The 25,973-nt window shown below is 63.9% G+C and carries 23 protein-coding genes; 14 read left to right on the top strand and 9 right to left on the bottom strand.

Translation table 11 applies throughout. From position 1 onward, the window contains the following. Positions 1 to 46: 46 nt before the first annotated feature. The 3 genes from prmC to hemA form a co-directional block, all read right to left on the bottom strand. On the bottom strand, positions 47 to 898 hold the full coding sequence (prmC, locus tag NFX52_RS00580) for a peptide chain release factor N(5)-glutamine methyltransferase (protein WP_055399157.1): 852 nt from the start codon (positions 896 to 898) through the stop codon (positions 47 to 49). 73 nt (positions 899 to 971) lie between these two features. After that, positions 972 to 2,060, bottom strand: coding sequence for a peptide chain release factor 1 (gene prfA / locus NFX52_RS00585; RefSeq protein WP_055399155.1), 1,089 nt, complete (start codon positions 2,058 to 2,060; stop codon positions 972 to 974). A 114-nt stretch (positions 2,061 to 2,174) separates the two neighbouring features. Continuing rightward, positions 2,175 to 3,494, bottom strand: coding sequence for a glutamyl-tRNA reductase (hemA, locus tag NFX52_RS00590; RefSeq protein ID WP_055399153.1), 1,320 nt, complete (start codon positions 3,492 to 3,494; stop codon positions 2,175 to 2,177). 72 nt (positions 3,495 to 3,566) lie between these two features. Here hemA and NFX52_RS00595 point away from each other — a divergent pair, with 72 nt between their 5' ends. Both NFX52_RS00595 and NFX52_RS00600 read left to right on the top strand, forming a co-directional pair. Next, positions 3,567 to 3,845: a hypothetical protein gene (locus tag NFX52_RS00595; protein WP_121422462.1), complete on the top strand. Its 279-nt coding sequence runs from the start codon at positions 3,567 to 3,569 to the stop codon at positions 3,843 to 3,845. Positions 3,846 to 4,021: 176 nt separating this feature from the next. Then, complete coding sequence (locus tag NFX52_RS00600; RefSeq protein ID WP_055399149.1) at positions 4,022 to 4,990, top strand: Bug family tripartite tricarboxylate transporter substrate binding protein; 969 nt, start codon at positions 4,022 to 4,024, stop codon at positions 4,988 to 4,990. A gap of 111 nt (positions 4,991 to 5,101) precedes the next feature. On the opposite strand, the gene ugpQ is transcribed toward NFX52_RS00600, so the two are convergent. From ugpQ to ugpB, 6 genes are all read right to left on the bottom strand, one after another. After that, on the bottom strand, positions 5,102 to 5,887 hold the full coding sequence (ugpQ, locus tag NFX52_RS00605) for a glycerophosphodiester phosphodiesterase (RefSeq protein WP_055399148.1): 786 nt from the start codon (positions 5,885 to 5,887) through the stop codon (positions 5,102 to 5,104). Beyond that, on the bottom strand, positions 5,884 to 6,252 hold the full coding sequence (locus NFX52_RS00610; RefSeq protein ID WP_055399146.1) for a bleomycin resistance protein: 369 nt from the start codon (positions 6,250 to 6,252) through the stop codon (positions 5,884 to 5,886). The genes ugpQ and NFX52_RS00610 overlap by 4 nt, the downstream gene beginning before the upstream one ends. 4 nt (positions 6,253 to 6,256) lie before the next feature. Next, positions 6,257 to 7,267 carry a sn-glycerol-3-phosphate import ATP-binding protein UgpC gene (locus NFX52_RS00615; RefSeq protein WP_055399144.1) on the bottom strand — a complete coding sequence of 337 codons (1,011 nt, stop codon included), beginning with the start codon at positions 7,265 to 7,267 and terminating at the stop codon, positions 6,257 to 6,259. A 61-nt stretch (positions 7,268 to 7,328) separates the two neighbouring features. Beyond that, positions 7,329 to 8,180, bottom strand: coding sequence for a sn-glycerol-3-phosphate ABC transporter permease UgpE (gene ugpE, locus NFX52_RS00620; protein WP_055399142.1), 852 nt, complete (start codon positions 8,178 to 8,180; stop codon positions 7,329 to 7,331). Between the two features lie 2 nt (positions 8,181 to 8,182). Continuing rightward, the gene (gene ugpA, locus NFX52_RS00625) at positions 8,183 to 9,064 is read right to left on the bottom strand and encodes a sn-glycerol-3-phosphate ABC transporter permease UgpA (RefSeq protein ID WP_055399140.1); all 882 of its coding nucleotides are present in this window, start codon (positions 9,062 to 9,064) and stop codon (positions 8,183 to 8,185) included. 120 nt (positions 9,065 to 9,184) lie between these two features. Further along, entirely contained in the window at positions 9,185 to 10,501 is a 1,317-nt protein-coding gene (ugpB, locus tag NFX52_RS00630; RefSeq protein WP_055399138.1) for a sn-glycerol-3-phosphate ABC transporter substrate-binding protein UgpB, read from the bottom strand. A gap of 297 nt (positions 10,502 to 10,798) precedes the next feature. Here ugpB and serA point away from each other — a divergent pair, with 297 nt between their 5' ends. From serA to aspS, 12 genes are all read left to right on the top strand, one after another. Next, positions 10,799 to 12,028: a phosphoglycerate dehydrogenase gene (gene serA / locus NFX52_RS00635; protein ID WP_055399365.1), complete on the top strand. Its 1,230-nt coding sequence runs from the start codon at positions 10,799 to 10,801 to the stop codon at positions 12,026 to 12,028. Positions 12,029 to 12,135: 107 nt separating this feature from the next. Then, entirely contained in the window at positions 12,136 to 16,062 is a 3,927-nt protein-coding gene (locus NFX52_RS00640) for a DUF3683 domain-containing protein (RefSeq protein ID WP_055399135.1), read from the top strand. Positions 16,063 to 16,226: 164 nt separating this feature from the next. Next, complete coding sequence (locus NFX52_RS00645; protein ID WP_055399132.1) at positions 16,227 to 16,658, top strand: HIT family protein; 432 nt, start codon at positions 16,227 to 16,229, stop codon at positions 16,656 to 16,658. Positions 16,659 to 16,738: 80 nt separating this feature from the next. Beyond that, positions 16,739 to 17,161, top strand: a complete 423-nt coding sequence (locus NFX52_RS00650) for a gamma-butyrobetaine hydroxylase family protein (protein ID WP_055399131.1) — start codon at positions 16,739 to 16,741, stop codon at positions 17,159 to 17,161. Positions 17,162 to 17,375: 214 nt separating this feature from the next. Continuing rightward, on the top strand, positions 17,376 to 18,107 hold the full coding sequence (ubiE, locus tag NFX52_RS00655) for a bifunctional demethylmenaquinone methyltransferase/2-methoxy-6-polyprenyl-1,4-benzoquinol methylase UbiE (RefSeq protein WP_055399129.1): 732 nt from the start codon (positions 17,376 to 17,378) through the stop codon (positions 18,105 to 18,107). Between the two features lie 36 nt (positions 18,108 to 18,143). Next, positions 18,144 to 19,157 carry a Tim44 domain-containing protein gene (locus tag NFX52_RS00660; protein ID WP_055399128.1) on the top strand — a complete coding sequence of 338 codons (1,014 nt, stop codon included), beginning with the start codon at positions 18,144 to 18,146 and terminating at the stop codon, positions 19,155 to 19,157. 54 nt (positions 19,158 to 19,211) lie between these two features. Continuing rightward, the gene (locus tag NFX52_RS00665; protein WP_055399126.1) at positions 19,212 to 19,823 is read left to right on the top strand and encodes a ubiquinone biosynthesis accessory factor UbiJ; all 612 of its coding nucleotides are present in this window, start codon (positions 19,212 to 19,214) and stop codon (positions 19,821 to 19,823) included. Beyond that, positions 19,820 to 21,385 carry a ubiquinone biosynthesis regulatory protein kinase UbiB gene (gene ubiB / locus NFX52_RS00670; protein WP_055399124.1) on the top strand — a complete coding sequence of 522 codons (1,566 nt, stop codon included), beginning with the start codon at positions 19,820 to 19,822 and terminating at the stop codon, positions 21,383 to 21,385. The genes NFX52_RS00665 and ubiB overlap by 4 nt, the downstream gene beginning before the upstream one ends. A gap of 171 nt (positions 21,386 to 21,556) precedes the next feature. After that, positions 21,557 to 23,008: a high affinity choline transporter 1 gene (locus NFX52_RS00675; RefSeq protein WP_252635347.1), complete on the top strand. Its 1,452-nt coding sequence runs from the start codon at positions 21,557 to 21,559 to the stop codon at positions 23,006 to 23,008. An 89-nt stretch (positions 23,009 to 23,097) separates the two neighbouring features. Next, entirely contained in the window at positions 23,098 to 23,442 is a 345-nt protein-coding gene (locus tag NFX52_RS00680) for an FmdB family zinc ribbon protein (RefSeq protein ID WP_055399120.1), read from the top strand. 9 nt (positions 23,443 to 23,451) lie between these two features. Next, the gene (locus tag NFX52_RS00685; RefSeq protein WP_055399363.1) at positions 23,452 to 24,075 is read left to right on the top strand and encodes a DUF502 domain-containing protein; all 624 of its coding nucleotides are present in this window, start codon (positions 23,452 to 23,454) and stop codon (positions 24,073 to 24,075) included. Between the two features lie 40 nt (positions 24,076 to 24,115). Further along, the gene (gene aspS / locus NFX52_RS00690) at positions 24,116 to 25,918 is read left to right on the top strand and encodes an aspartate--tRNA ligase (protein WP_055399118.1); all 1,803 of its coding nucleotides are present in this window, start codon (positions 24,116 to 24,118) and stop codon (positions 25,916 to 25,918) included. Positions 25,919 to 25,973: the final 55 nt, after the last annotated feature.

Raw genomic sequence — 25,973 nt, forward strand, 5'->3', positions numbered from 1 at the left:
AAGGGGCTGGCGGGCGTGAGGTTTTGAAAGCCCGCAATGGGGTGGATTATTTCACTGTCTGCGCCAGCGCCCACTGCCCGCCCGTGCAACGCGCAATGCCCGCGAGGTCATTGCGGCTTTGTACCAGGGCAAAACCCTGGGTGGCGAGCAGGGCCTGCACGGCTTCGGCCTGGTCGTAGCCATGCTCCAGCAGCAGCCAGCCGCCCGGCTGCAGGTGCGCGGGCGCCTGGGCGACGATGGTGCGGATGTCTTCGAGGCCGTCTGCGCCGCTGGCCAGGGCCTGCAGGGGTTCGTGCGTCAGCGCGGCCAGGTGGGGGTCGGTACTGGCGATGTAGGGGGGGTTGGAGATGATCGCGTCAAAAAAACCATCCACGCCTTGCAGCCAATCACTGCGCTGAAACCGCGCCGGCAAACCCAGCCGCTGTGCATTGGCCTGGGCCACGGCCAATGCATCGGCACTCGCGTCCACCCCCAGTACCCTGGCGTCAGCGCGCTGGCTTTGCAACGCCAGTGCAATCGCGCCGCTGCCGGTGCCCAGGTCCACCACGCGCGGCGATGTCAGCGGGGCGATCACTTCCAGGGCCCAGTCCACCAGGGTTTCGGTGTCGGGGCGTGGGTCCAGCACGCGGGCGTCCACCTGCAGCGGCAGGCCGTAGAACTCCTTGCGTCCGGTGAGGTAGGCCACTGGCTCGCCCGCCAAGCGGCGCTGGCACAGGGCGATGAACTGGGCATGTGCTGCCTCTTCCATCGCATCCGTGTCGTGCGCCAGCAGCCAGGCGCGGCCCGCGTCGTGGCGCGCCAGGGTGTGCAGCAGCAGCAGTTGCGCGTCGATGCGCGCCAGTCCCAGGGTGTGGGCTTGGTTCAGGGCCTGGGCGAGGGTGGGGGATGTGTTGGTCACTATTGATTTAATAGCGGCTAGCGCATGACAGATAAGCGCTAGAGGCCAATATTGTTCAAATTCTGAATATGGTTCAGCTTGCGGTACCCATCTCCAGCTCTTCGAGCTGCTCGGCCTCGCGGGCGTGGGCCAGGGCCTGCAGCACATCGCCCAGGTCGCCTTCCATCACCTGCAGCAGCTTGTACAGCGTGAGGTTGATGCGGTGGTCGGTGAGGCGCCCTTGCGGGAAGTTGTAGGTGCGGATGCGGTCGCTGCGGTCGCCGCTGCCGATCAGGCCCTTGCGCAGCGCGGCCTCCTTGGCGGCGCGCTCGCTGCGCTCCTTCTCCTGGATGCGCGCCTGCAGCACTTGCAGCGCCTTGGCCTTGTTGCTGTGCTGACTGCGACCGTCTTGGCATTCGGCCACGATGCCGGTGGGCAAGTGCACCACGCGCACGGCCGAATCGGTCTTGTTGATGTGCTGGCCGCCAGCGCCGCTGGCGCGGAAGGTGTCGATGCGCAGGTCCGCCGGGTTGAGCTTGATGGCCTCGTGCTCGTCGGGCTCGGGCATCACGGCCACGGTGCAGGCGCTGGTGTGGATGCGGCCTTGCGTTTCGGTGGCGGGCACGCGTTGCACGCGGTGGCCGCCCGACTCAAACTTCAGATGGCCGTAAACGTGGTCCCCCTCGATGCGCAGCACGATTTCCTTGTAGCCACCCAGCTCGGCTGCGTTCTCGCTGACGATCTCTACCTTCCAGCCCACGCGGTCGGCGTAGCGGGTGTACATGCGGGTGAGGTCGCCTGCGAACAGGGCGGATTCATCGCCGCCCGTGCCGGCGCGGATTTCGACAAAGGCGTTGCGCGCGTCGTCGGGGTCTTTGGGCAGCAGCAGGCGCTGCAGTTCGTCTTCGAGCTGCAGCAGCTCGGCCTCAGCGCCGGTGATTTCCTCCTGCGCCATCTCGGCCATGTCGGGGTCGGCCAGCATCTCGCGCGCACCCGCCAGGTCGGCCTCGCGCTGCTGGTAGCGGGCGTAGCGGCCTGCGACCTGCGTGACCTCGGCGTGCTCGACGGAGATGCGGCGGTACTGCGCCATGTCGCTCATGATGTCTTCGCGCGAGAGCAGGAAGTCGAGTTCGCCCAGGCGCTGTGCGTAGCGCTCCAGTTGGCTGCGGAGAAAGGGTTTCATGGAATTCTGGAAAAATGGTTTGCTACATATTTGGTAGCTGGTGGCGCTTGTGTATCAAGCGCTAGGGGCCGATTTTGATGAAAACCGGGGCGGCTGCGGAGCGGGCGAGCGCCGCTACAGGCCGTTGTTGCTGGGCGTCTTGCTTTGCGAGCGCAGGAACAGGCGCGAGACGGTCTGTGCCGTCTGGGCGCGCATCTCGGCGTCGCCCGCCCGCAGCTCGGCCAAGGTGCCGTGCAGCATCTTCTGCGTGAGGCCGCGTGAGAGGGCTTCGAGCACGGCGTCCACATCCTCGCCCTTGGCCAGCAGCTTCTTGGCGCGCGCGATTTCCAGCGCACGCCACTCGTCGGTCTGGGCGTTGAGCTGCTGAATCAGAGGTACCACACCACCGGCTTGGCCGACAGGGCTGCGCAGCTCCATCCAGTGCATGAAGCTCTGGACGCCCGCGTCGATGATGGCCTCGGCCTGGGCCACGGCGGCCTGGCGGTTGGCCTGTGCGGTTTGCACCACGGTGGCCAGGTCGTCCACGGTGTAGAGGTACACGTCGCCCAAGGCCTTGACCTCGGGCTCGATGTCGCGCGGCACGGCCAGATCGACCATGAACATGGGGCGGTGGCGGCGCTTCTTGAGGGCGCGCTCCACGGCACCCAGGCCGATGATGGGCAGGCTGCTGGCGGTGCAGCTGATGACGGCGTCAAACTCGTGCAGGCGCTCGGGCAGGTCGGCCAGGCGCATCACCTCGCCGCCAAAGCGGGTGGCGAGCTTTTCGCCGCGCTCCAGGGTGCGGTTGGCAATGGCGATGGCCTTGGGGTTCTTGGCGGCGAAGTGCGTGGCACACAGCTCGATCATCTCGCCCGCGCCGACGAACAAAATCTTGGTCTCGGAGATGTCTTCAAACAGCTGACCCGCCAGACGCACTGCGGCGGCGGCCATGCTGATGCTGTGCGCACCAATCTCGGTGCTGCTGCGCACCTCTTTGGCCACGGCAAAGCTGCGCTGGAACAGCTGGTTGAGCGTGGTGCCCAGGGCGCCAGCGGTTTCGGCGGCGCGCACGGCGTCTTTCATCTGGCCGAGGATCTGGGCCTCGCCCAGCACCATCGAATCGAGCCCGCTGGCCACGCGGAAGGCGTGGCGTGCAACGAGGCTGTCTTCGAGTGTGTAGGAGTGCGAGCGCAGCAGCGCGGGGCTGACGCCGCCGCTCTGGGCCAGCCAGCCCAGCGTATGGTCCATGGCTGCCTGCTCGCCCGCGCAGTAAATTTCGGTGCGGTTGCAGGTGGAGATGATGGCTGTTTCCACCCCGGGGTGGCGGCTGGTGGAGCCAAGCGACTGGCGCAAACCGTGCAACGTGGGGGCAATCTGGTCGAGCGCGAACGCGAACCGGCCACGCAGATCGAGCGGCGCGGTGGTGTGGTTGATGCCGAGGGCCCAGACTGCCATAAGCTGCGATTATAAAATTGTTGGCCCGAACAGGCGGCCTTGCTTGTTCAAGCCTTGATTTGGGTCAATTCCATGGGTCCACTGGACATCGCCAACCACCTTCTCAACTTTGTTGCACCCGCCGCCGCCATGGCGCTGGTGTTGGTGCTTTCGGGCCGTCTGGTGGGCTCCCGCAGTGCCTCGGCGATGTCGGTGTGGCTGCGCTGGGTGATTCTGTTTGCCGTGGGTGTGGCGGTGCTCGCAGCGGGGCTGGTGCTGTGGGGGCGTGACGGCAAGATGCTGACCTATGCCGCCCTGGTTGTGGCCTGCGCTACCTGCCAGTGGGTGCTGGTGCGGGGCTGGAAGGCTTGAAGCTTTCAGCAAGCCGTCACGTGTTTTGAGGGTTTGCGAGGGGTGGTTTTGGGGGCTCTGGCGCCCTTGTGTCTGATAGCCTTGGTGCCGCCCCTATGGCGTGCCATGTCATGGGTATTGGCGGTTTGACCCGCCGCTGACGAAGCCCCCTACACCGACTGCTGGAGACATTCCCCATGAAGCTGCTGCGTACCTGGATCACCCTGGCTGCGGGCTTGGCCCTTTCCGCTGCCGTGCACGCACAGGCTTTTCCGTCCAAACCCATACGTGTGGTCGTGGGCTTCCCGGCTGGCGGGCCTTTGGACCAGCATGCACGCCTGCTGTCCGATAAGCTGCAGGCCGTGCTCGGCCAGCCGGTGGTGCTGGACTACAAGGCCGGTGCCGGTGGCACCGTGGGCGCGCAGGACGTGATGAAAGCACCGCCCGACGGCCACACCATCATGCTGGCCAACACGGGTGTGATGGTGATCAACCCGGGGCTCTACAGCCGGTTGCCGTATTCGACTCTCAAGGACTTTGTGCCGATTGCGCGCACCGCCATGCAGCCACTGGCGCTGCTGGTGAACCCCAACGTGCCTGCCAAGAGCCTCAAGGAGTTCATGGACTACGCCCGGGCCAAGCCGGGCCAGGTCAACTTTGGCTCGGCGGGCAATGGTGGCATCAGCCACCTGGTGCCCGAGATGTTCAAGACCGCCACGGGTCTGTTCATGGTGCACATCCCCTACCGGGGCAGCGCCCCGGCGTTCACCGACCTCATGGGCGGGCAGGTGCAGTTCATGGCCGAGAGCATCCCGCAGGCCGCCGCGTACCACAAACAGGGCAAGGTGCGCGCCCTGGCGGTGACCAGCAAGGAGCGCAACCCCGCACTGCCCGATGTGCCCACGGTGATCGAGAGCGGCATCAAGGGATTCGAGGTGGTGGGTTTCTATGGTTTTCTGGCCCCGGCCGGCACGCCCAAGGAGGCTGTGAACAAGCTCAGCGAGGCCTTCGGCCAGGTGCTGCAGATGCCCGATGTGCGCAACCGCATGGTGAGCCAGGGGGCCGACCCGGCGTTTCTGGGCTCGGAGGACTTCGCGAAATTCCTGGCGTCCGAGATGCCACGCTGGGCCGAGGCGGTGAAAAAGTCGGGCGCGAAGCTGGACTGACCCCCTGAGGCGCTGCGCGCCTTCCCCCTGAAGGGGGACGCCACCCCTGGCCCGGCGAAGCCGGTTCCACGGTGGCACTGGCTTGGGGCGTGGATGGTTTGAAGGCGCGCCCTATGGCGTGGCGGGCGAAAAGAAGTCCACGCGGTCGGTGATGATGCCGTCCGTGCCGAGGGCGATGAGCCGCTGTGCGGCCCAGTCGTCGTTCACCGTGTAGCTCAGCGCGCGCAGGCCGTCGCCGTGGACGCGCGCAACCAGTGCCGCATCCCACAGCGCGTGGTTGCAGACGATGGCCACGCAGCCCAGCTCGCGGGCCGTGTTGTGCCAGCCGTCCCACAGCGTGTCCAGCAACAGGGCGCGGGGGATGTGGGGTGCTGTGGTGCGGGCGCCAGCCAGCGCTTCGGGTCGGAATGACGAGAACAGGGGCAACACCGCCTGGCCGTGCCACAGCCGCGCCGCATGCTCGCCCACTACCTGCCCAGTCTTTTCCTCCACGCCGGGTGTTGGCTTGATCTCGATGTTCAGCAAGAACCCGTTGGCAATGCAGTAGTGCGCAATGTTCTCCAGCGTGGGGAGCGGCTCGCCGGCGTAGCTGCGTGAATGCCAGGCGCCAGCATCCAGCTGTGACAGGGCCGCCCAGGGGTGATCGCCCCCGACCGCGCTGGCTGCCGAGCCCAGTGCCTGCGCGCCATTGGTCGTGCGGTCCAGCGTGGCATCGTGCATCAGAAACGGTACGCCGTCGGCACTCAGCTTGGCATCGCACTCGAACATGCGATAGCCATGCTGTGCTCCCAGCCGGAAGGCGGCCAGGGTGTTTTCAGGGGCGAGCTTGCCAGCGCCACGGTGGGCGATCCAGCGGGGGTAGGGCCAGAGGGCGAGGGCGGGCGAGGGTACGCTCATGCGGGTTCACCAAATTTCAGCAGGTTGCCGTGGGGGTCGATGACGAACATCTCCTTCATGCCCCAGGGCTGGACAACAGGTGGCGCCAGCTGCAGGCCGCGCGCCGTGAAATCCGCGTGCAGCGCTTCTGTGTCGGCACGCACATAACACGAGGTGTTCTCTGCAATGTGGCGCTCGGTGCAGGGCCAGAAGTGCAGCTCGCAGCCATCGCGCTGCAGGATCAGGTAGTTGTCCATCTCCAGCAGCGGATCAAAGCCCAGGTGCCTGGTGTAGAACCGCAGGGTTTCTGCAAGGTCCAGAGACGCCAGCACCGGGACTGTGGCCTGAACCTTGCCCCCGGCACTGGCAGCTGGCTTGGGTGGCATCGGCTCAGGCCGCGATGCGCTTGCCGGTGGTGGCATCGAACGCGTGCAGGCGATCTGCGCGGGGCTGAACATGGATCACGGAATCGGGCGCAGGGGAGTGCGTGCCTTCTTCAACGCGCACGATGATCTGCTCGCCATTGATGCGGCCATAGATCAGGCGCTCGGCGCCCAGCAGCTCCACCGTCTCGACCGTGACCGCCCAGCCTTCGCTGCGCACATCCAGGTGCTCGGGGCGGATGCCCAGGATGGTGCCGGGGGCGGCGCTCGGCGCGTTCTTGAGCAGATTCATGGGCGGCGAGCCGATGAAGCTGGCCACGAAGGTGGAGGCGGGCGTGTGGTAGACCTCTTCGGGCGTGCCGAACTGTTCCATGTTGCCGGCGTTCATCACGATCATGCGTTCGGCCAATGTCATGGCCTCGACCTGGTCGTGCGTGACGAACAGGCTGGTGATGCCCAGCTCGCGGTGCAGCTTCTGGATCTCCAGGCGGGTCTGGGCGCGCAGCTTGGCGTCCAGGTTGGACAGCGGCTCGTCGAACAGAAACACCTGGGGCTGGCGCACGATGGCGCGGCCCATGGCCACGCGCTGGCGCTGGCCGCCCGAGAGTTCGCGCGGCTTGCGCTCCAGCAGGTGGCCCAGTTCGAGGATCTTGGCGGCCTTGTCCACGCGCGCTTTGATCTCGTCCTTGGGCACCTTGGCGATCTTCAGGCCATACGCCATGTTGTCGAAGTTCGTCATGTGCGGGTACAGCGCGTAGTTCTGGAACACCATCGCGATGTCGCGCTGGGCAGGTTCCAGGTTGTTCACCACACGGTCGCCGATGCGCAGCTCGCCGCCGGAGATTTCTTCCAGGCCGGCGACCATGCGCAGCAGGGTGGATTTGCCGCAGCCCGAGGGGCCGACGATCACGATGAATTCACCGTCCTTGACCTCGGCGTTCACGCCGTGGATGACCTGGTTGGCCTTGGGGCCGTGCCCGTAGCGCTTGATGATGTTGCGAAGAGAGATGGATGCCATTTTGCTATTAAATATGTAGCTGCTAGCGCAGATGTATGAAGCGGTAGGGCCCGTTTTATCTTTATTTTTCAGTGTCCACCAGGCCCTTGACGAACCAGCGCTGCATGACCACCACCACAAAGGCAGGTGGCAGCATGGCCAGCAGGGCCGTGGCCATCACGATGTTCCACTCGTTGCCTGCGTCGCCGCCGGCCAGCATTCGCTTGATGCCGATCACCACGGGGTACATGTCTTCGGACGTGGTCACCAACAGGGGCCACAGATACTGGTTCCAGCCATAGATGAACTGGATCACGAACAGCGCGGCAATCGAGGTGCGCGACAGCGGCACCAGGATGTCCTTGAAAAAGCGCATCGGACCGGCGCCATCCACACGCGCGGCTTCGACCAGTTCATCGGGCACCGTGAGGAAGAACTGCCGGAACAGGAACGTGGCCGTGGCCGAGGCGATCAGCGGCACCGTGAGGCCCGCGTAGCTGTTGAGCATGCCGAGGTCCGACACTACCTGGTAGGTGGGGCCGATGCGCACTTCCACCGGCAGCATCAGCGTGATGAAGATCAGCCAGAAGCAGATGCCCTTGAACGGGAAGCGGAAGTACACGATGGCAAACGCCGACAGCAGCGAGATCGCGATCTTGCCCACGGTGATGACGATGGCGGTGACAAAACTCACCCACATCATGCGGGCCACCGGCGCCGTGGAGCCCGCGCCCGTGCCGCCGCCAAACAACGCGTCGTGGTAGGTCTGCCAGAAGTTGTCGCCGGGCAGCATGGGCATGGGCACCTGCACGATGTCCTGCGCCGTGTGCGTGGAGGCCACGAAGGCCAAGTACAGCGGGAAGCCGACGATGAGCACGCCCAGCACCATGATGAGGTGCGAGAGTGCGGTGAGGTAAGGGCTGCGTTCGACCATTTTTAGTATTGAACCTTTTTCTCGACGTAGCGGAATTGGATGACGGTGAGCACAACGACGATGGCCATCAGCACCACCGACTGCGCGGCTGAGCCTCCCATGTCCATGGCCTTGAAACCATCGTGGTAGACCTTGTAGACCAGGATGGAGGTGTCACGGCCCGGGCCGCCCTGGGTGGTGGCGTCGACGATGGCAAAGGTGTCGAAGAACGCGTACACGACGTTGATGACGAGCAGGAAGAACGTGGTGGGCGACAGCAGCGGGAACTGGATGCTCCAGAAGCGGCGCCAGGGGCCTGCACCGTCAATCGCGGCCGCCTCGATGAGCGACTTGGGGATGGACTGCAAGCCCGCCAGGAAGAACAGGAAGTTGTAGGAGATCTGCTTCCATACCGCCGCAATCACGATCAGCGCCATCGCGTGGTCGGCGTTGAGCATGTGGTTCCAGTCGAAACCCGACTGGCGCAGCATGTAGGCCACCACGCCCAGCGAGGGCGAGAACATGAACATCCACAGCACGCCCGCCACCGCAGGCGCCACGGCGTAGGGCAGCAGCAGCGCGGTCTTGTAGACCATGGCGCCCTTGATGATGCGGTCGGCAAAGATCGCAAGGAACAGCGACAGCGTGATGCCGCTCACCGCCACCAGGATCGAGAAGAAGGCCGTGGTCTTGAACGATGCCAGGTAGCCCGGGTCCTGGAACAGGTCCCGGAAGTTGTCGAAACCGACCCATTCCTTCGAAAACCCGAAGGAGTCCTGCATCTGGAACGACTGCACCAGGGCCTGGCCGGCTGGCCAGAAAAAGAAGACGCTGATGATGGCCAGCTGGGGTGCCAGAAGCACCCACGGCAGCCATGCAGAGCGGAATAAAACGCGTTTTTCCATGTCGAAACTCTCAAAAAGAAAACCCCGCCGCCCCGTGAACCAATAGGGTTGACGGGGCGGCGGGCTTTCGATGCCACCCGGCAGTGCTGCTGGGCGGTATCGGCAGATGTTCGGCAGTGTTTACTTATTGGCGCGGGCGAAGCGGCCCAGTTGCTCGTTGCCACGGGTCACGGCGGTGTCCAGTGCTTCCTTGGGCGACTTCTTGCCCGACCAGATCTGTTCGGTTTCCTCGTCGATGATGGCGCGGATCTGCACGAAGTTGCCCAGGCGGATGCCGCGCGACTTGTCCGTGGCCTTCTTGATCATCTGCGTCACGGCCACGTCGGTGCCGGGGTTCTTGGTGTAGAAGCCCGAAGCCTCGGTCAGCTGGTAGGCGCCCATGGTCACAGGCAGGTAGCCCGTGCGCTGGTGGCTCGCAGCCTGCACCTTGGTGTCGTTCAGGAAGTTCAGGAAATCGGCCACGCCCTTGTATTCCTCGGCCTTCTTGCCAGACATCACCCACAGGCTGGCACCACCAATGGCGGTGTTCTGGGGGGCACCCTTCACGTCAGGGTAGTAGGGCAGGGCCGAGATGCCGTAGGCAAACTTGGCTTCCTTGGCCACGCGGGCGTACAGGCCCGAGGAGCCCGTCATCATGGCGCACTCGCCCGAGGGGAAGGATGCGTCCGGCACGTTGCCACGGCCCTTGTAGACGAAGCTGCCGTCCTTGGAGGCCTTGGCCAGGTTCTCGAAGTGGCGCACGTGCAGCGGCGAGTTGACCTGCAGCTGGGCGTCGTTGCCGTCAAAGCCGTTGTTCTTGGACGCGAACAGCGTGTTGTGCCACAGCGAGAAGCTTTCAAGCTGCGTCCAGCTGATCCAGCTGGTGGTGAACGGGCAGCTGTGGCCGCTGGCCTTGAGCTTGGACGCGGCGGCAAACACTTCGGGCCAGGTCTTGGGCGGCTTGTCGGCGTCCAGGCCGGCCTTCTTGAAGGCGTCCTTGTTGTAATAGAACACCGTGGTGGAGCTGTTGAGCGGGTAGCTCAGCATCTGGCCATTGGGCGCGGTGTAGTAGCCAGCCACAGCCGACACGTACTGGGTGGGGTCGAACTTGAAGCCGCCGTCGTTCAATACCTTGGCGACGGGAACGATGGCGCCCTTGCTGGCCATCATGGTGGCGGTGCCCACTTCAAACACCTGCAGGATGTGGGGGGCGTTGCCCGCACGGAAGGCGGCGATGGCGCCTGTCATGGATTCGTCATACGTGCCCTTGTAGGTGGGCACGACCTTGTACTTGGTCTGGCTGGCGTTGTACTGCTTGGCCAGGTCATTGACCCAGTCGCCCAGCGCTGCGCTCATCGAATGCCACCACTGAATCTCAACTTGCTGCGCCTGGGCTTGCGCAGGTGCGCAGACCGACAGGGCAATGGCAGCGCAGACCGCCAGATGCTTCGTTTGCATGAATATTTCCTCCGAGGATGACGAAAAGCACAAAGGCTGGATGCTATGCAGCCGATGTGACATTGATATGTCGTTGTCGCATGACCCCAGCGCTTGCAACAACCGGGAAACCCCTTGGGTAACCCGCAAGGGGAGCGATTGTGACTCTTTTGTGACAAGGTGTGGCGCATTTGCCGAGGCTTGCAAGGTTTTGTGCAATGCACCATGCTGGTGACTGTTCGCGGGTCCCTGTCGCACCGGTTCGTTCGCGCCGCAGCGCGCCGGTTTGTTTTCTCCATTTCCTTCTTTCTTATTGCCATGGCCACCAATTCGCTGGACAAGAACAAGATCAAATTTCTGCTGCTCGAAGGCATCCACTCCTCTGCGGTGGACGTGATCCGTGCGGCGGGCTACACCCAGATCGAGACGGTGTCCGGCGCGCTGCCGGACGAGGAGCTCCAACGCAAGATCGCCGATGTGCACTTTGTGGGCATCCGCTCGCGCACCCAGCTCACCGAAGAGGTATTTGCCCAGGCCCACAAGCTGGTGGCCGTGGGCTGCTTTTGCATCGGCACCAACCAGGTGGACCTGAACGCGGCGCGCGAGCGTGGCATTGCCGTCTTCAATGCGCCGTACTCCAACACCCGCTCGGTGGCCGAGCTGGTGCTGGCCGAAGCCATCCTGCTGCTGCGCGGCGTGCCCGAGAAAAACGCTGTGGCGCACCGGGGCGGCTGGCTCAAGAGCGCTGACAACGCCTACGAGATCCGGGGCAAGACGCTGGGCATCGTGGGCTATGGCTCCATCGGCACGCAGCTGTCGGTGCTGGCCGAGGCGCTGGGCATGCAGGTGGCGTTTTTCGATGTGGTCAACAAGCTGCCGCTGGGCAATGCGCGCCAGGTGCAGCACCTGCACGACCTGCTGGGCCAGAGCGACATCGTGAGCCTGCATGTGCCCGAGCTGCCGTCCACCGAAGGCATGATCGGCGCGGCCGAGATCGCCGCCATGAAGCCGGGCGGCATCCTCATCAACGCCGCGCGTGGCACGGTGGTGGATATCGAGGCCCTGGCCGGGGCGCTCAAGGCTAAAAAGCTGCTAGGTGCGGCGATTGACGTGTTCCCCGTGGAGCCACGCACCAACAAGGACGAGTTTGTGTCTCCCCTGCGCGGGCTGGACAACGTGATCCTGACCCCCCACATCGGCGGCTCCACCATGGAGGCCCAGGCCAATATCGGCCTGGAAGTGGCCGAGAAGCTGGTGAAGTACAGCGACAACGGCACCAGCACCTCGTCGGTCAATTTCCCGGAGGTGGCGCTGCCCGCCCACCCCGGCAAGCACCGCCTGCTGCACATCCACCGCAACGTGCCGGGGGTGTTGTCCGAAATCAACCGCATTTTTTCGGACAACCAGATCAACGTCTCGGCCCAGTACCTGCAAACCAACGAGAAGATCGGCTACGTGGTGATCGACATCGACGCCGCCTCGTCCGACCTGGCGCTGGACAAGCTGGCCCGGGTCCCGGGCACCCTGCGCAGCCGCGTGCTGTTCTGACGCTGGCGCCGGGCATTGCCCGGCCGTTTGGCGTTGTGCGGCCTCCCCCTGCCGGCAGGGCGGAGGCCGGTGGCTTAAAATCGCGCCCCCACCCCAGGTAGACCCCCATGAATGTACCGATCGCGTTGGCGGCCTTGCAGACGCAAGCCGCCGAGCCTGCCCGTCTGCGTGAAATTCCCTATAACTACACCTCGTTCTCCGACCGGGAGATCGTGATCCGCCTGCTGGGGTCTTCATCCTGGGAGGTGCTGGACCAATTGCGCAAAGAGCGCCGCACCGGCCGCTCGGCCCGCATGCTGTATGAAGTGCTGGGCGATATCTGGGTCGTGCAGCGCAACCCCTACCTGCAGGACGACCTGCTGGACAACCCCAACCGCCGCAAGCTGCTGGTCGATGCCCTTCAGCACCGCCTGGGCGAGATCGAAAAGCGCCGCACCCCCGCCGATGACGCCGGACGTGACCGTCTGGTGGGTGAACTGGTCGTCGCTGCGCGCCGCGCAGTGGCCGAGTTCAATGCCACCTTCGAGCAGGCCGCGCAGCTGCGCCGCCAGATCCAGAAGACTCTGGGCCGCCTGACGGCCAAGGACAACATCAAGTTCGACGGCCTCTCGCGCGTGAGCCATGTGACCGATGCGACCGACTGGCGCGTCGAGTACCCGTTCGTGGTGCTGACCCCCGACACCGAGGTCGAGATGGCGGGCCTGGTCAAGGGCTGCATCGAGCTGGGTCTGACCATCATCCCGCGTGGGGGCGGCACCGGCTACACCGGCGGCGCGATCCCGCTGACCTGGAAGTCGGTGGTCATCAACACCGAAAAGCTTGAAGCCATGACCGAGGTGGAAATGCGCCGTCTGCCGGGCATGGACCGCGAGGTGGGCACGGTGTGGACCGAAGCCGGCGTGGTCACCCAGCGCGTGGCCGATGCGGCCGAGCGTGCCGGTTTTGTGTTTGCGGTGGACCCGACCAGTGCCGAGGCTTCCTGCATTGGCGGCAACATCGCCATGAACGCGGGCGGCAAGAAGGCCGTGCTGTGGGGCACGGCGCTGGACAACCTGGCCAGCTGGCGCATGGTCACGCCCGACGCCCAGTGGCTCGAAGTGACGCGCCTGGACCACAACATGGGCAAGATCCATGACGTGGAGACGGCCACCTTCGAGCTGCAGTATTTCGAGGCCGATGGCAAGACGCCCGTGCGCACCGAGCGCCTGAGCATCCCGGGCAAGACTTTCCGCAAGGAAGGCCTGGGCAAGGACGTGACGGACAAGTTCCTGGCGGGCCTGCCCGGCATCCAGAAGGAAGGCTGCGACGGCCTGATCACCAGCGCACGCTGGGTGGTGCACCGCATGCCCGAGCACACGCGCACCGTGTGCCTGGAGTTCTTTGGCAACGCCAAGGACGCCGTGCCCAGCATCGTCGAGATCAAGGACTTCATGTTCGCCGAGCAAAAGCGCAGTGGCGTGCTGCTGGCGGGCCTGGAACACCTGGATGACCGCTATCTGAAGGCAGTGGGCTACGCCACCAAAAGCAAGAAGGGCAACGGCGGCCTGCCCAAGATGGTGCTGATTGGCGACATCGCGGGCGACAACGCCGACGACGTGGCCCGCGTGACCAGCGAGGTCGTGCGCCTGGCCAACACCCGCAGCGGCGAAGGCTTTGTGGCCATCACGGCCGATGCGCGCAAGAAGTTCTGGGCGGACCGCAAGAAGACGGCGGCCATCAGCCGCCACACCAACGCCTTCAAGATCAACGAAGACGTGGTGATCCCGCTGCCGCGCATGGCCGAGTACACCGACGGCATCGAGCGCATCAACATCGAGCTGAGCCTGCGCAACAAGATCAAGCTGTGCGATGCGCTGACCGAGTTCTTCGAGCGCGGCAACCTGCCCCTGGGCAAGCATGACGCCGACGACGAAGTCCCATCGCCCGAGCTGCTGCAGGAGCGCGTAGCCCAAGCCATCGCCCTGGTGGAAGAGGTGCGCGCGCTGTGGCAAGGCTGGCTGCACGATGTGGAAACGCTGTTCCCCCAGCTGCAGGACCACACGCTGCGCGCCAGCTGGAAGACCCAGCTGCGGGCGCCGCTGCAAGGCATCTTCACCGGCGCGGCGTTCAAGCCCATCCTGGACGAGGCTGTGGCCATCCACAAGCGCGTGCTCAAGGGCCGGGTGTGGGTGGCGCTGCACATGCATGCGGGCGACGGCAATGTGCACACCAACCTGCCCGTCAACAGCGACGACTATGAGATGCTGCAGACCGCGCACGAGGCCGTGGCGCGCATCATGGTGCTGGCGCGCAGCCTGGACGGCGTGATCTCGGGCGAACACGGCATTGGCATCACCAAGCTGGAGTTTCTGACCGACGAAGAGCTGCGCCCCTTTGCCGAGTACAAGCGCAAGGTGGACCCGGAAGGTCGTTTCAACAAGGGTAAGTTGCTCCGAAATCAGGAGCTGCCAGCGATTGATGGACAAGCGCTGCAGGCCAAAAATGCTTCGAATGCTTCAAATGCTGCGTTGATGCACGCCGATTTGACGAATGCCTACACGCCCAGCTTCGGGCTGATGGGCCACGAGTCGCTGATCATGCAGCAGAGCGACATCGGCGCGATTGCCGACAGCGTCAAGGACTGCCTGCGCTGCGGCAAGTGCAAGCCCGTGTGCTCCACGCACGTGCCACGCGCCAATTTGCTCTACAGCCCGCGCAACAAGATCCTGGCCACCTCGCTGCTGGTCGAGGCGTTTTTGTACGAAGAGCAGACCCGCCGGGGTGTGAGCATCAAGCACTGGCAGGAGTTCGAGGACGTGGCCGACCATTGCACGGTGTGCCACAAGTGCGAAAGCCCCTGCCCGGTGAAGATCGACTTCGGCGACGTCACCATGAACATGCGCAACCTGCTGCGCAAGATGGGCAAGAAGACGTTCCGGCCTGGGAACGCGCTGGCGATGACCATGCTCAACGCCACCAACCCGGACACCATCAAGTTCATGCGTTCGGCCATGGTGGATGTGGGCTTCAAGGCTCAGCGCCTGGCCGTGGACCTGCTGCGCAAGGTGGGCCGCAAGCAGACGGCCAAGCCGCCTGCGACGGTGGGCACCGCTCCGATCAAGGAGCAGGTGATCCATTTCATCAACAAGAAGCTGCCGGGCGGCCTGCCCAAGAAGACGGCGCGCGCGCTGCTCGACATCGAAGACAAGGACTACGTGCCGATCATCCGCAACCCACAGGCCACCACGGCCGAGACGGAGGCGGTGTTCTACTTCCCTGGCTGCGGGTCAGAGCGCTTGTTCTCGCAGGTCGGTTTGGCGACCCAGGCCATGCTGTGGCACGCGGGCGTGCAGACGGTGCTGCCGCCTGGGTACCTGTGCTGCGGTTACCCGCAGCGCGGTTCGGGCCAGTTCGACAAGGCGGAGAAGATGATCACGGACAACCGTGTGCTCTTCCACCGCGTGGCGAACACGCTCAACTACCTCGATATCAAGACCGTGGTGGTGAGTTGCGGCACCTGCTACGACCAGCTGCAGGGCTACGAGTTTGACAAGATCTTCCCGGGCAGCCGCATCATCGACATCCACGAGTACCTGCTGGAAAAGGGCATTCAGCTGCAAGGCAAGGGCGCCTACCTGTACCACGAGCCCTGCCACAACCCCATGAAGCTGCAGGACTCGATGAAGACCGTGAAGGCGCTGGTGGGCGAGCAGGTCTTGAAGAGTGAGCGTTGCTGCGGCGAATCGGGCACGCTGGGTGTGACCCGGCCCGACGTGTCCACGCAGGTGCGCTTCCGCAAGGAAGAAGAGATCAAAAAGGGCGAAGCCCAGCTGCGTGCCAGCGGTGCTGTCGGCGCGCAGGACAACGTGAAGATCCTCACCAGCTGCCCCAGTTGCCTGCAGGGCCTGAACCGCTACGAAGGCGATCTGAACAACGGCCTGCTCGAAGCCGACTACATCGTGGTCGAGATGGCGCGCGAGATTCTGGGCGAGAACTGGATGCCCGACTACGTACAGCGTGCCAACAACGGCGGCATCGAGCGGGTGCTGGTCTAGAAATGAAGCCCCCCCCTGAGTCGCTTCGCGCCCTCCCCCTCTCTCGCTGCGCGGGAGGGGGGCGACACCCTCGCTGCGGGGCGGCCCTTGCTCGGTGTCCCTGGCTTGGCGCCGCGCCGGTTTCAATCGATGCGGATGGCAAGCAGCGCCATGGAGTCGTGCCAATGAGTTGCCCACTGTGCGCTGAAGATGGCGGTGCGCTAGTCTGGCGCGGTGAGCGCCTGCGTGTCATCCGTGCGCAGGAGGCGGGGTTTCCTGCCTTCTATCGCGTGGTGTGGAATGCACATGTGGCCGAGTTCTCGGACCTGGCCGCTGCTGACCGCGTGCATTGCATGGAGGCCGTGGCCCTGGTGGAGCAGGCCTTGCGCCAGCACCTGTCGCCCACCAAGGTCAACATCGCAGCGCTGGGCAACATGGTGCCGCACCTGCACTGGCATGTGATTGCGCGGTTTGGCTGGGACAGTCACTTTCCATCGCCCGTGTGGGCGGCGGCGCAGCGGCCCAGCCCGGCGGCGCAAGAGGCCGGCGTGCGGACCCTGCTGCCCGCGCTGGAGGCGCAGTTGCAATCGCGGCTGGCGCAGTTGCCTACCCGGTAACCCTGTTTGCGGTGTGCCCCAGAGCGGGTGGGACAATCGCAGAGGTCGTTTCTGACAACAGTTTTCTCACAGGTGAATCCATGGCAGGTTTGAAAGCGGGTGCGCCCACGCCGCAGGCAATCACGGTGCACGAGGCATCGCGGGTGCTCGAAGTAGGGTTCTCCGATGGCGCCACGTTCCGCATTCCGTTCGAGCTGATGCGTGTGTATTCACCGTCGGCCGAAGTGCAGGGCCATGGCCCAGGCCAGGAAGTGCTGCAGACGGGTAAACGGGAGGTCACGCTGGTCAACCTGGAGCCCGTGGGCAACTATGCGGTCAAGCCCACGTTTTCTGATGGGCATGACAGTGGCATCTTCACCTGGGACTACCTCTACGAACTGGGCGACAAGCAAGACGCGCTGTGGACCCAGTACACCGAGCGGCTGGCCGATGCGGGGGCGGACCGCGATGCGCCGATGGCGCCTCAGGGTGGTGCCGGTGGCCATGCCTGTGGCAGCCATTGAGGCTGCGGGCCGGGTGTATTTCTGGCGGAGCGCAGAACACGGCGGAAGCCCTTGTCTGTCAAGGTGCTATTGAAATAGTAGCTGTTGGTGCAATATGGAAAAGCGCTGGCGGCTGATTTCTTTTCAATAGCGTTGTCCAAATTGCGACAGATGCCCCATTTCAGTGCGGGGTTGTCGCTGTACCTCTGGCGTTCACGCGCCTAGCATGAATCTTATGAGCACCACGCATTTCGGTTTTCAGTCGGTGGACGAGCAGGAAAAAGCACGCCGCGTGCGCGGCGTGTTCGACTCCGTAGCCTCCAAGTACGACGTGATGAACGACCTCATGTCGGCGGGCCTGCACCGTGCCTGGAAGGCCTACACCGTGATGGTGGCCAACCTCAGCGAAGGCAGCCAGGTGCTCGACATTGCAGGGGGCACGGGCGACCTGGCGCTGGCGTTCTCCAAGAAGGTGGGCGCCACCGGCCGTGTGGTGCACACCGATATCAACGAAGCCATGCTGCGCGTGGGGCGCGACCGCCTGATTGATGCGGGTGTGGTGTTGCCCACACTGGTCTGCGATGCCGAGAAGCTGCCGTTCCCCGACGCACATTTCGATGTGGTCTGCGTTGCTTTTGGCCTGCGCAACATGACGCATAAGGACCAGGCGATTGCCGAAATGTGCCGCGTGCTCAAGCCCGGCGGCAAGCTGCTGGTGCTGGAGTTTTCAAAGGTCGCAAAGCCACTCGAAAAGGTGTACGACTGGTATTCGTTCAAGGTGCTGCCCCAGTTGGGCAAGCTGGTGGCGGGCGACGACGCCAGCTACCGCTACCTGGCCGAGTCCATCCGCATGCACCCCGGGCAGGAAGAGCTCAAAAGCCTCATGCAAAAAAATGGCTTTGGGCATGTGGACTATCACAACATGACAGGGGGCGTTGTGGCCTTGCATGTTGGAATCAAGTGCTGAGCGTTTCGCTCAGTCATTAACGGAGACGGAGAAGTCATGATGAAACTGTGGTCTGTGGTGTTGGTTGCGATGCTGGCGTTTGCGCACGCCGATGCCGACGCCCGGCGACTGGGCGGTGGTAAATCGACGGGGCAGCAATCGAGCAACGTTACGCAGCGTGAGTCGGCAGCGCCGGGTGCGCCCGCCCAGAATGCGACCAATGCGGCGGCTGCCAAGCCGCCTGCTGCGGGTGCAGCTCCGGCTGCAGCAGCGGCCAAGAAGCCTTGGGGCGCGATGCTGGGTGGCCTGGCCGCTGGCCTGGGCTTGGCCTGGCTGGCCAGCTCGTTGGGGCTGGGTGCAGGGTTTGCCAACATTCTGATGATTGCGTTGCTGGCCGTGGCCGCGTTTGCCATCTTCAAGATGGTGATGCGCGCACGCAGTGGCGGTGGCAACGGTGGCGCTGCTGCCGGTGGTGCGCCGTTCGCGTTCCAGGGCGCGGGTGCTGCCACGCCCGCCGCAGCGCAGGTGCCTCCGCAGTACAGCCCCAACAACGTGGGCAACGACGCCTCGGCGCGCCCCTGGGAGCGCAGCAGCATGGCGTTTGATGCCTCGCGCGCTGCACAAGGCGGTGCGGGTTCGGGCGTGGTGATCGGCTCGGGCCTCTCCGGGTCGCAGAACTGGGGGATTCCTGAAGGCTTTGATACCGAGGGCTTCCTATCTGCCGCCAAGCGCAACTTCGTCACGCTGCAAGCGGCCTGGGACCGTTCGGACATCGCCACCCTGCGCTCCATGATGACCGACAGCATGCTCGGCGAGATTCGCACCCAGCTCACGGAGCGCGAAGACCACCGCGGCATGCAGCCCAACCACACCGACGTGGTCATGATCGAAGCCCAGTTGCTGGGCATTGAAGACCTGGGCGACGGCTACATGGCCAGCGTCGAGTTCTCCGGCATGATCCGCGAAGAGCCCTCAGCCGGCCCGAGCCCCTTCCGCGAGGTCTGGAATATGACCAAGCCCAAGGCCGGCAGCAGCGGCTGGCTGGTGGCCGGCGTGCAGGCCCTGCAGTAATAAAGGAAATGCCCCGCTGTGGGGCTATCCCAGTTCAGGGAATAATCGGGGACTATGGCAACACCACAGTCCCCTTTTTCGTTTCTGGACGGCCTCTTTGAGCGTGTGGCCGCCGGCCCCCAACCCCCCCAGTGGCTCGTGCATGAGATGCAGCAGCGCATGGTGCTGTTCCTCAACCATGTACTGATGCAGGAAAAAGAGGCCATGGACCGCCTGGTGCGTCAGAAGGGCCGCATCGCCCGCGTGCAGTGGCGTGCGTATTCGATGGCCCTGGTCATCACGCCCGCTGGGCTGTTCAACCTGGCGCCCGAAACTGCCGCGCCCGATCTGCAGCTTCACGTCACCGAGACCTCTCCCTTTGCGCTGGCCCAGACGGCCCTGCGGGGTGACAAGCCTGCCATCCGCATTGAGGGCGATGTGCAACTGGCCGCCGAAATCAACTGGCTGGTCGATCACGTGCGCTGGGATGTCGAGGAGGACCTGGCGCGTGTGATTGGTGACGCTCCTGCCCACACTGTGGCGCAGGTGGCGAGCCGCGCTGCGCAAGCGCTGCGCCAGTTCGTGGGCACGCGCGTTGCACGAACGTCTTCAGCCGTCGCACCCATGCCATCCGGACCCTCCACGCCTTCCGCGCCAAACAGCGGTTCCGACCGGGCTGGCGCATGAAGCAGTTCCTGAGGGGCGGCGCCATCCTGTGGGTGGTGTTCCGGTACGGCCTGGACGCCATGGTGCTGGACAGTTTCCAGAAGCCCTGGCTGCGATCGGTGTCGCGCGTCCTGTCGTTCGGACGCAACCTGGATGCACCGCGCGGCCAGCGGCTGCGCCTGGCGCTGGAGCGCCTGGGGCCCATTTTCGTGAAGTTCGGCCAGGTGCTTTCGACACGCCGCGACCTGCTGCCGCCCGATGTGGCCGACGAGCTGGCCCGGCTGCAGGACCGCGTGCCGCCGTTCGACCCGGAGATCGCCATCGCCACGATCGAACGGGCATTCCGGCGGCCGGTGGATGAGGTTTTCACGTTCTTTGACCGCGTGCCGGTGGCCAGCGCCTCCATTGCGCAGGTGCATTTCGCCACGCTGCGGGACCGCCATGGCATCGAGCGCGAGGTGGCGGTCAAGGTGCTGCGCCCGGGTATGTTGCCCGTGATCGAGAAAGACCTGAGTCTCATGCGCATGATGGCCGGGTGGGTGGAGAGCCTGTCGGCCGACGGCAAGCGCCTCAAGCCCCGCGAGGTGGTGGCCGAGTTCGACAACTATCTGCACGACGAACTCGATCTGGTGCGGGAGGCCGCCAACGCCGCGCAGCTGCGCCGCAACATGACCGGGCTGGACCTGGTGCTGATCCCTGAGATTTTCTGGGACTTCTGCCACCCCGAGGTCATGGTGATGCAGCGCATGAACGGTGTACCCATCAGCCAGATCGAGCGCCTGCGGGATGCCGGGGTAGACATCCCCAAACTCGCGCGCGACGGCGTCACCATCTTTTTCACCCAGGTGTTCCGTGACGGCTTCTTTCATGCCGACATGCACCCCGGCAACATCCAGGTGAGCCTGGATCCGGCCACCTTTGGGCGCTATATCTCGCTGGATTTCGGCATCGTGGGCACGCTCACCGAGTCTGACAAGGAGTACCTGGCGCAGAACTTCGTGGCGTTCTTCCGGCGCGACTACAAGCGCGTGGCGGAGCTGCACATCGAAAGTGGCTGGGTGCCGCCCGAGACACGGGTGAACGACCTCGAATCGGCCATCCGCGCCGTGTGCGAGCCCTATTTCGATCGCCCGCTCAAGGAGATATCGCTGGGCATGGTGCTGATGCGCCTGTTCCAGACCTCGCGCCGCTTCCACGTTGAGATTCAGCCCCAGCTGGTGCTGTTGCAAAAGACCCTGCTCAACATCGAAGGCCTGGGCCGCGAGCTGGACCCTGAGCTGGACCTGTGGAGCACCGCCAAGCCCTTCCTGGAGAAGTGGATGCTGGAGCAGATGGGACCGCAGCGCCTGTGGCGGGAGCTGCGGGCCGAGGCGCCCCACTATGCCAAGCTGATTCCCGAACTGCCGCGCCTGCTGCACGACGCCTTGCGGCAGCGCCCAGCTGACCAGCAGCAAGCCTTGCGCGAACTGCTGGAAGTCCAGCACCGTACCAACCGGCTGCTCCAGTCCATCATTTATGGCGGCGTCGGTTTTGTGCTGGGCCTTCTGGCGATGCAGTTGTTTGTGCGGATGCGGATTTTCTGAAACGGTGCGAACGGCACGAAAGTTGCCTTCATAATCCGCTGCAACTTTTGTTACGAATTTTGTAGCAAAGTGGTCACCCCTGGATCTGCAGGGGCCTCGGCGTGTCGGCCCACGGCACGCCGGGCGCACACCTGCTTTTTGTAACCTTCCTTGGAGTTTCGGAGCGGCGCCATGCTGATCACATTCATCGTTCTGTACCTGCTGGTCTCGATTGGTATCGGCCTGTATGCCGCCACGCGCGTGCACAACACGGCCGACTATGCGGTGGCGGGCCGCAGCCTGCCCCTGGCTGTGGTGATAGCCACGACCTTTGCGACCTGGTTTGGATCGGAAACCGTTCTCGGCGTGTCAGCCCGGTTTGTGGATGGTGGGCTGGGTGCGGTGGTGGAGGACCCATTTGGCGCCTCCATGTGCCTGGTTCTTGTGGGGCTGTTTTTTGCCTACAAGCTTTATAAGAAGAACCTCATCACCCTGGGTGACTACTACCGCCAGCGTTACGGGCGTGTGATCGAGGTGGCTTGTTCAGCCATCATCATGTTCAGCTACCTGGGCTGGGTGGCAGCGCAGATCACAGCTCTGGGGCCGGTGTTCAACCTGCTGACGCAGGGGTATGTGTCCGTCACCATGGGCATGGTCATCGGTACGGTCATCGTTCTGGTCTACACCCTGTATGGCGGCATGTGGTCGGTGGCCATGACTGACTTTGTCCAGATGATTGTGATCGCCGTGGGGCTGCTGGCCATTGCCTGGTACGCGGCGGAACTGGCCGGAGGGGCGGGCAAGGTCGTGGAATATGCCGCGCGTGAAGGCAAGTTCCAGTTCTTTCCCACTGGTGGGCTCAAGGAGTGGACCTTTTTCTTTGCCGCCGCGATCACGATGATGCTGGGCTCCATACCCCAGCAGGATGTTTTTCAGCGCGTGATGTCGTCCAACAGCGCCGAGACAGCGCGCACCGGCCCGGTCATCGGAGGGGTGCTGTACCTGCTGTTTGCCTTCATCCCCATGTTTGTCGTTACGGCCGCCGTGTTGGTCATGCCCGAAACCGCCCAGGCGCTGCTCAAGGACGACCCCCAGAAAGTGCTGCCCACGCTGGTGATGGAACGCATGCCGCTGATTCTTCAGATCGCCTTCTTTGGCGCGCTGCTGTCGGCCATCATGTCCACCGCATCGGCCACGTTGCTCGCACCGTCCACCACTTTTGTGGAGAACATCCTGCACAACCTGCGGCCTGGCATGACCGATGCCCAGACACTGAAGGCCATGCGCATATCGGTGCTCGTGTTTACCGCCTGCGTGCTCACTTACGCGATCACCATGCAGGGAACGTCGATCTATGAACTGGTGTCGGGCGCTTACCAGGTACCGCTGGTGGGGGCTTTTGTCCCCCTGGTGTTCGGCCTGTACTGGAAGCGCGCGACCACCCAGGGCGCCATCCTGGCGGTGGCCATGGGCCTGGGTGTGTGGCTGCTGTTTGTGGCCAGCCCCATGCTGTCCGAAGCGTTCCCGCAGCAACTGGCTGGGGTGCTGGCGGCGTTGGTCGGCATGATCGGGGGCTCGCTGGCACCGCAGTGGATCGACGACCACAAAGGCCACGTCACCCACTACGAGGGCAGCGCAAGCTGATTGCATTGCCCCATGCCCAGTGCGTGGGGCTTGAGGATGGGCATGCCGCCTATAATTGAGGGTTTTGCACTTTCCCTCAACACACTGACATGCCTATTTACGCCTACAAATGCGGCTCCTGCGGCCATGCCAAGGATGTGCTGCAAAAAATCTCTGATGCGCCCCTCACGGTGTGCCCCGCCTGCGGCGCGGAAGCATTTTCCAAGCAGGTCACAGCGGCCGGCTTCCAGCTCAAGGGCTCGGGCTGGTATGTGACCGATTTTCGCGGTGGCAGCGGCGGCAGTTCTGCTCCTGCGACGGACAGCAAGACAGAACCGAAAACCGAGGCCGCGGCGCCGGCAAGTTCTGGTGATGCTCCTAAAAAAGAAGCATCTGGTGCAGCAGCATCAGGCGCTGGTGGCAGTTCTACCACTTCCACCTCCTCTGCGAGCTGAGTGACCCTCATGGCTGCCTTGCGCAAGTGGCTGTTGACCGGCCTTCTGGTGATTGTGCCGGGGGTTATCACGGCCTGGGTGCTCAACTGGATCGTGAGCACGCTGGACCAGACCCTGCAAATCCTGCCTGTTGCATGGCATCCCGACAAGCTGCTGGGCTTTCACGTCCCGGGCTTTGGCGTGGTTCTCACGCTGCTGATCCTGTTGGTGGTCGGTGCCGTCGCCAGCAACTTCGCGGGCCGCAAGCTCGTGCAGTGGGGCGATGCGGTGGTGCACCGCATCCCGGTGGTGCGTTCGATCTATTCCAGCGTTAAGCAGGTGTCCGACACGCTTTTTTCCGAAAGCGGCAATGCCTTTCGCAAGGCCGTGCTGGTGCAGTGGCCGCGCGAGGGCGTCTGGACCGTGGCCTTCGTCACTGGCGCGCCCAATGGCGAGGTGGCGGCATACCTGCGCGATGAATTCGTGAGCGTGTATGTGCCCACCACGCCTAACCCCACTGGCGGGTATTTTGTGATGCTGCGCAAGAGCGACTGCGTCGAGCTCGACATGAGCGTGGACGCCGCCCTCAAATACATTGTTTCGATGGGCGTGGTCGCTCCGGCTGACCCCACGCTTGTTTCCCACAGTAAGTAAATCCCTTTAACGCGCCCCTTGGGCGCCGGAAGTTTCTGCCATGGCCATGCGTTCCCACTATTGCGGTCTTGTGACCGAAGCCCTGATGGGCCAAACCGTTACCCTGTCTGGCTGGGTGAACCGTCGTCGTGACCATGGCGGCGTGATCTTCATCGACCTGCGCGACCGCGAAGGCTACGTGCAGGTGGTGTGTGACCCCGACCGTGCCGAGATGTTCAAGACCGCCGAAGACGTGCGCAACGAATTTTGCGTGCAGGTGGTAGGCCTGGTGCGCCCCCGCCCTGACGGCACGACCAACGACAAGCTCAAGAGCGGCCAGATCGAAGTGTTGTGCCACGAGCTGAACGTGCTCAACCCCTCGGTCACGCCTCCGTTCCAGATGGACGATGAGAACCTGTCGGAAACCACGCGCCTCACGCACCGTGTGATGGACCTGCGCCGCCCGCACATGCAGCGCAACATGATGCTGCGCTACAAGACCTCCATTCAGGTGCGCAACTTCCTGGACAAGGAAGGCTTCATCGACATCGAAACGCCCATGCTGGGCAAGAGCACGCCCGAAGGCGCGCGCGACTATCTGGTGCCCAGCCGCGTGCACGACGGCCAGTTCTTCGCGCTGCCCCAGTCGCCCCAGCTCTACAAGCAGATGCTGATGGTGGCTGGCTACGACCGCTACTACCAGATCACCAAGTGCTTCCGCGACGAAGACCTGCGCGCCGACCGCCAGCCCGAATTCACGCAGATCGACTGCGAGACGTCGTTCCTGGGCGAAGAAGAAATCCGTGCGATTTTCCAACGCATGATCACCGAGGTGTTCCAGCAGCAACTGGGCGTGGACCTTGGCGAATTCCCCATCATGACTTACCAGGAAGCGGCTTTCCGCTTTGGCTCGGACAAGCCTGACCTGCGCGTAAAGCTCGAATTCACCGAGCTGACCGAAGTGATGAAGGACGTGGACTTCAAGGTCTTCTCTGCCCCCGCCACCACCAAAGGCGGTCGTGTGGTTGCCCTGCGCGTGCCCGGCGGCGCACAGATCTCGCGCGGTGAGATCGATGCCTACACCGAGTTCGTGAAGATCTATGGTGCCAAGGGCCTGGCCTGGATCAAGGTCAATGAAGTGGCCCAGGGTCGCGAAGGGCTGCAGTCGCCCATCGTGAAGAACCTGCATGACGCGGCCATCGCTGAAATCCTCAAGCGCACGGGTGCGCAGGACGGCGACCTGCTGTTCTTCGGTGCCGACAAGGAAAAAATCGTCAACGACTCCATCGGCGCGCTGCGCCTGAAGGTGGGCCACAGCGAGTTCGGCAAGAAGAACGGCCTGTTCGAGAGCCGCTGGGCGCCTCTGTGGGTGGTGGACTTCCCCATGTTCGAGCATGACGAAGAAAACGACCGCTGGGCCGCAGTGCACCACCCCTTCACGTCGCCGAAGGATGGCCATGAAGACCTGATGGACACGGACCCTGGCAAGTGCATCGCCAAGGCCTACGACATGGTGCTCAACGGCTGGGAGCTGGGCGGTGGCTCGGTGCGTATCCACCGCGCCGATGTGCAAAAGAAGGTGTTCGATGCGCTCAAGATCACACCCGAAGACGCACAGGCCAAGTTCGGCTACCTGCTGGATGCCCTGCAGTACGGCGCGCCCCCACACGGTGGCCTGGCCTTCGGTCTGGACCGCCTGATCACGCTGATGACCGGTGCGGAATCGATCCGTGACGTGATCGCTTTCCCCAAGACTCAGCGCGCTCAGGACCTGCTCACGCAGGCACCTTCGCCCGTGGACGAAAAGCAGTTGCGCGAGCTGCACATCCGCCTGCGCAACATCGACGCTGTCAAGGCAGCCTGATCCGGGGCTTTCCCCGAACCCGGCGCGGATCCACTCTCGTGGCATCGCACGACAA

This window comes from Acidovorax facilis, assembly GCF_023913775.1.
Taxonomy (GTDB): Bacteria; Pseudomonadota; Gammaproteobacteria; order Burkholderiales; family Burkholderiaceae_C; genus Acidovorax; species Acidovorax facilis.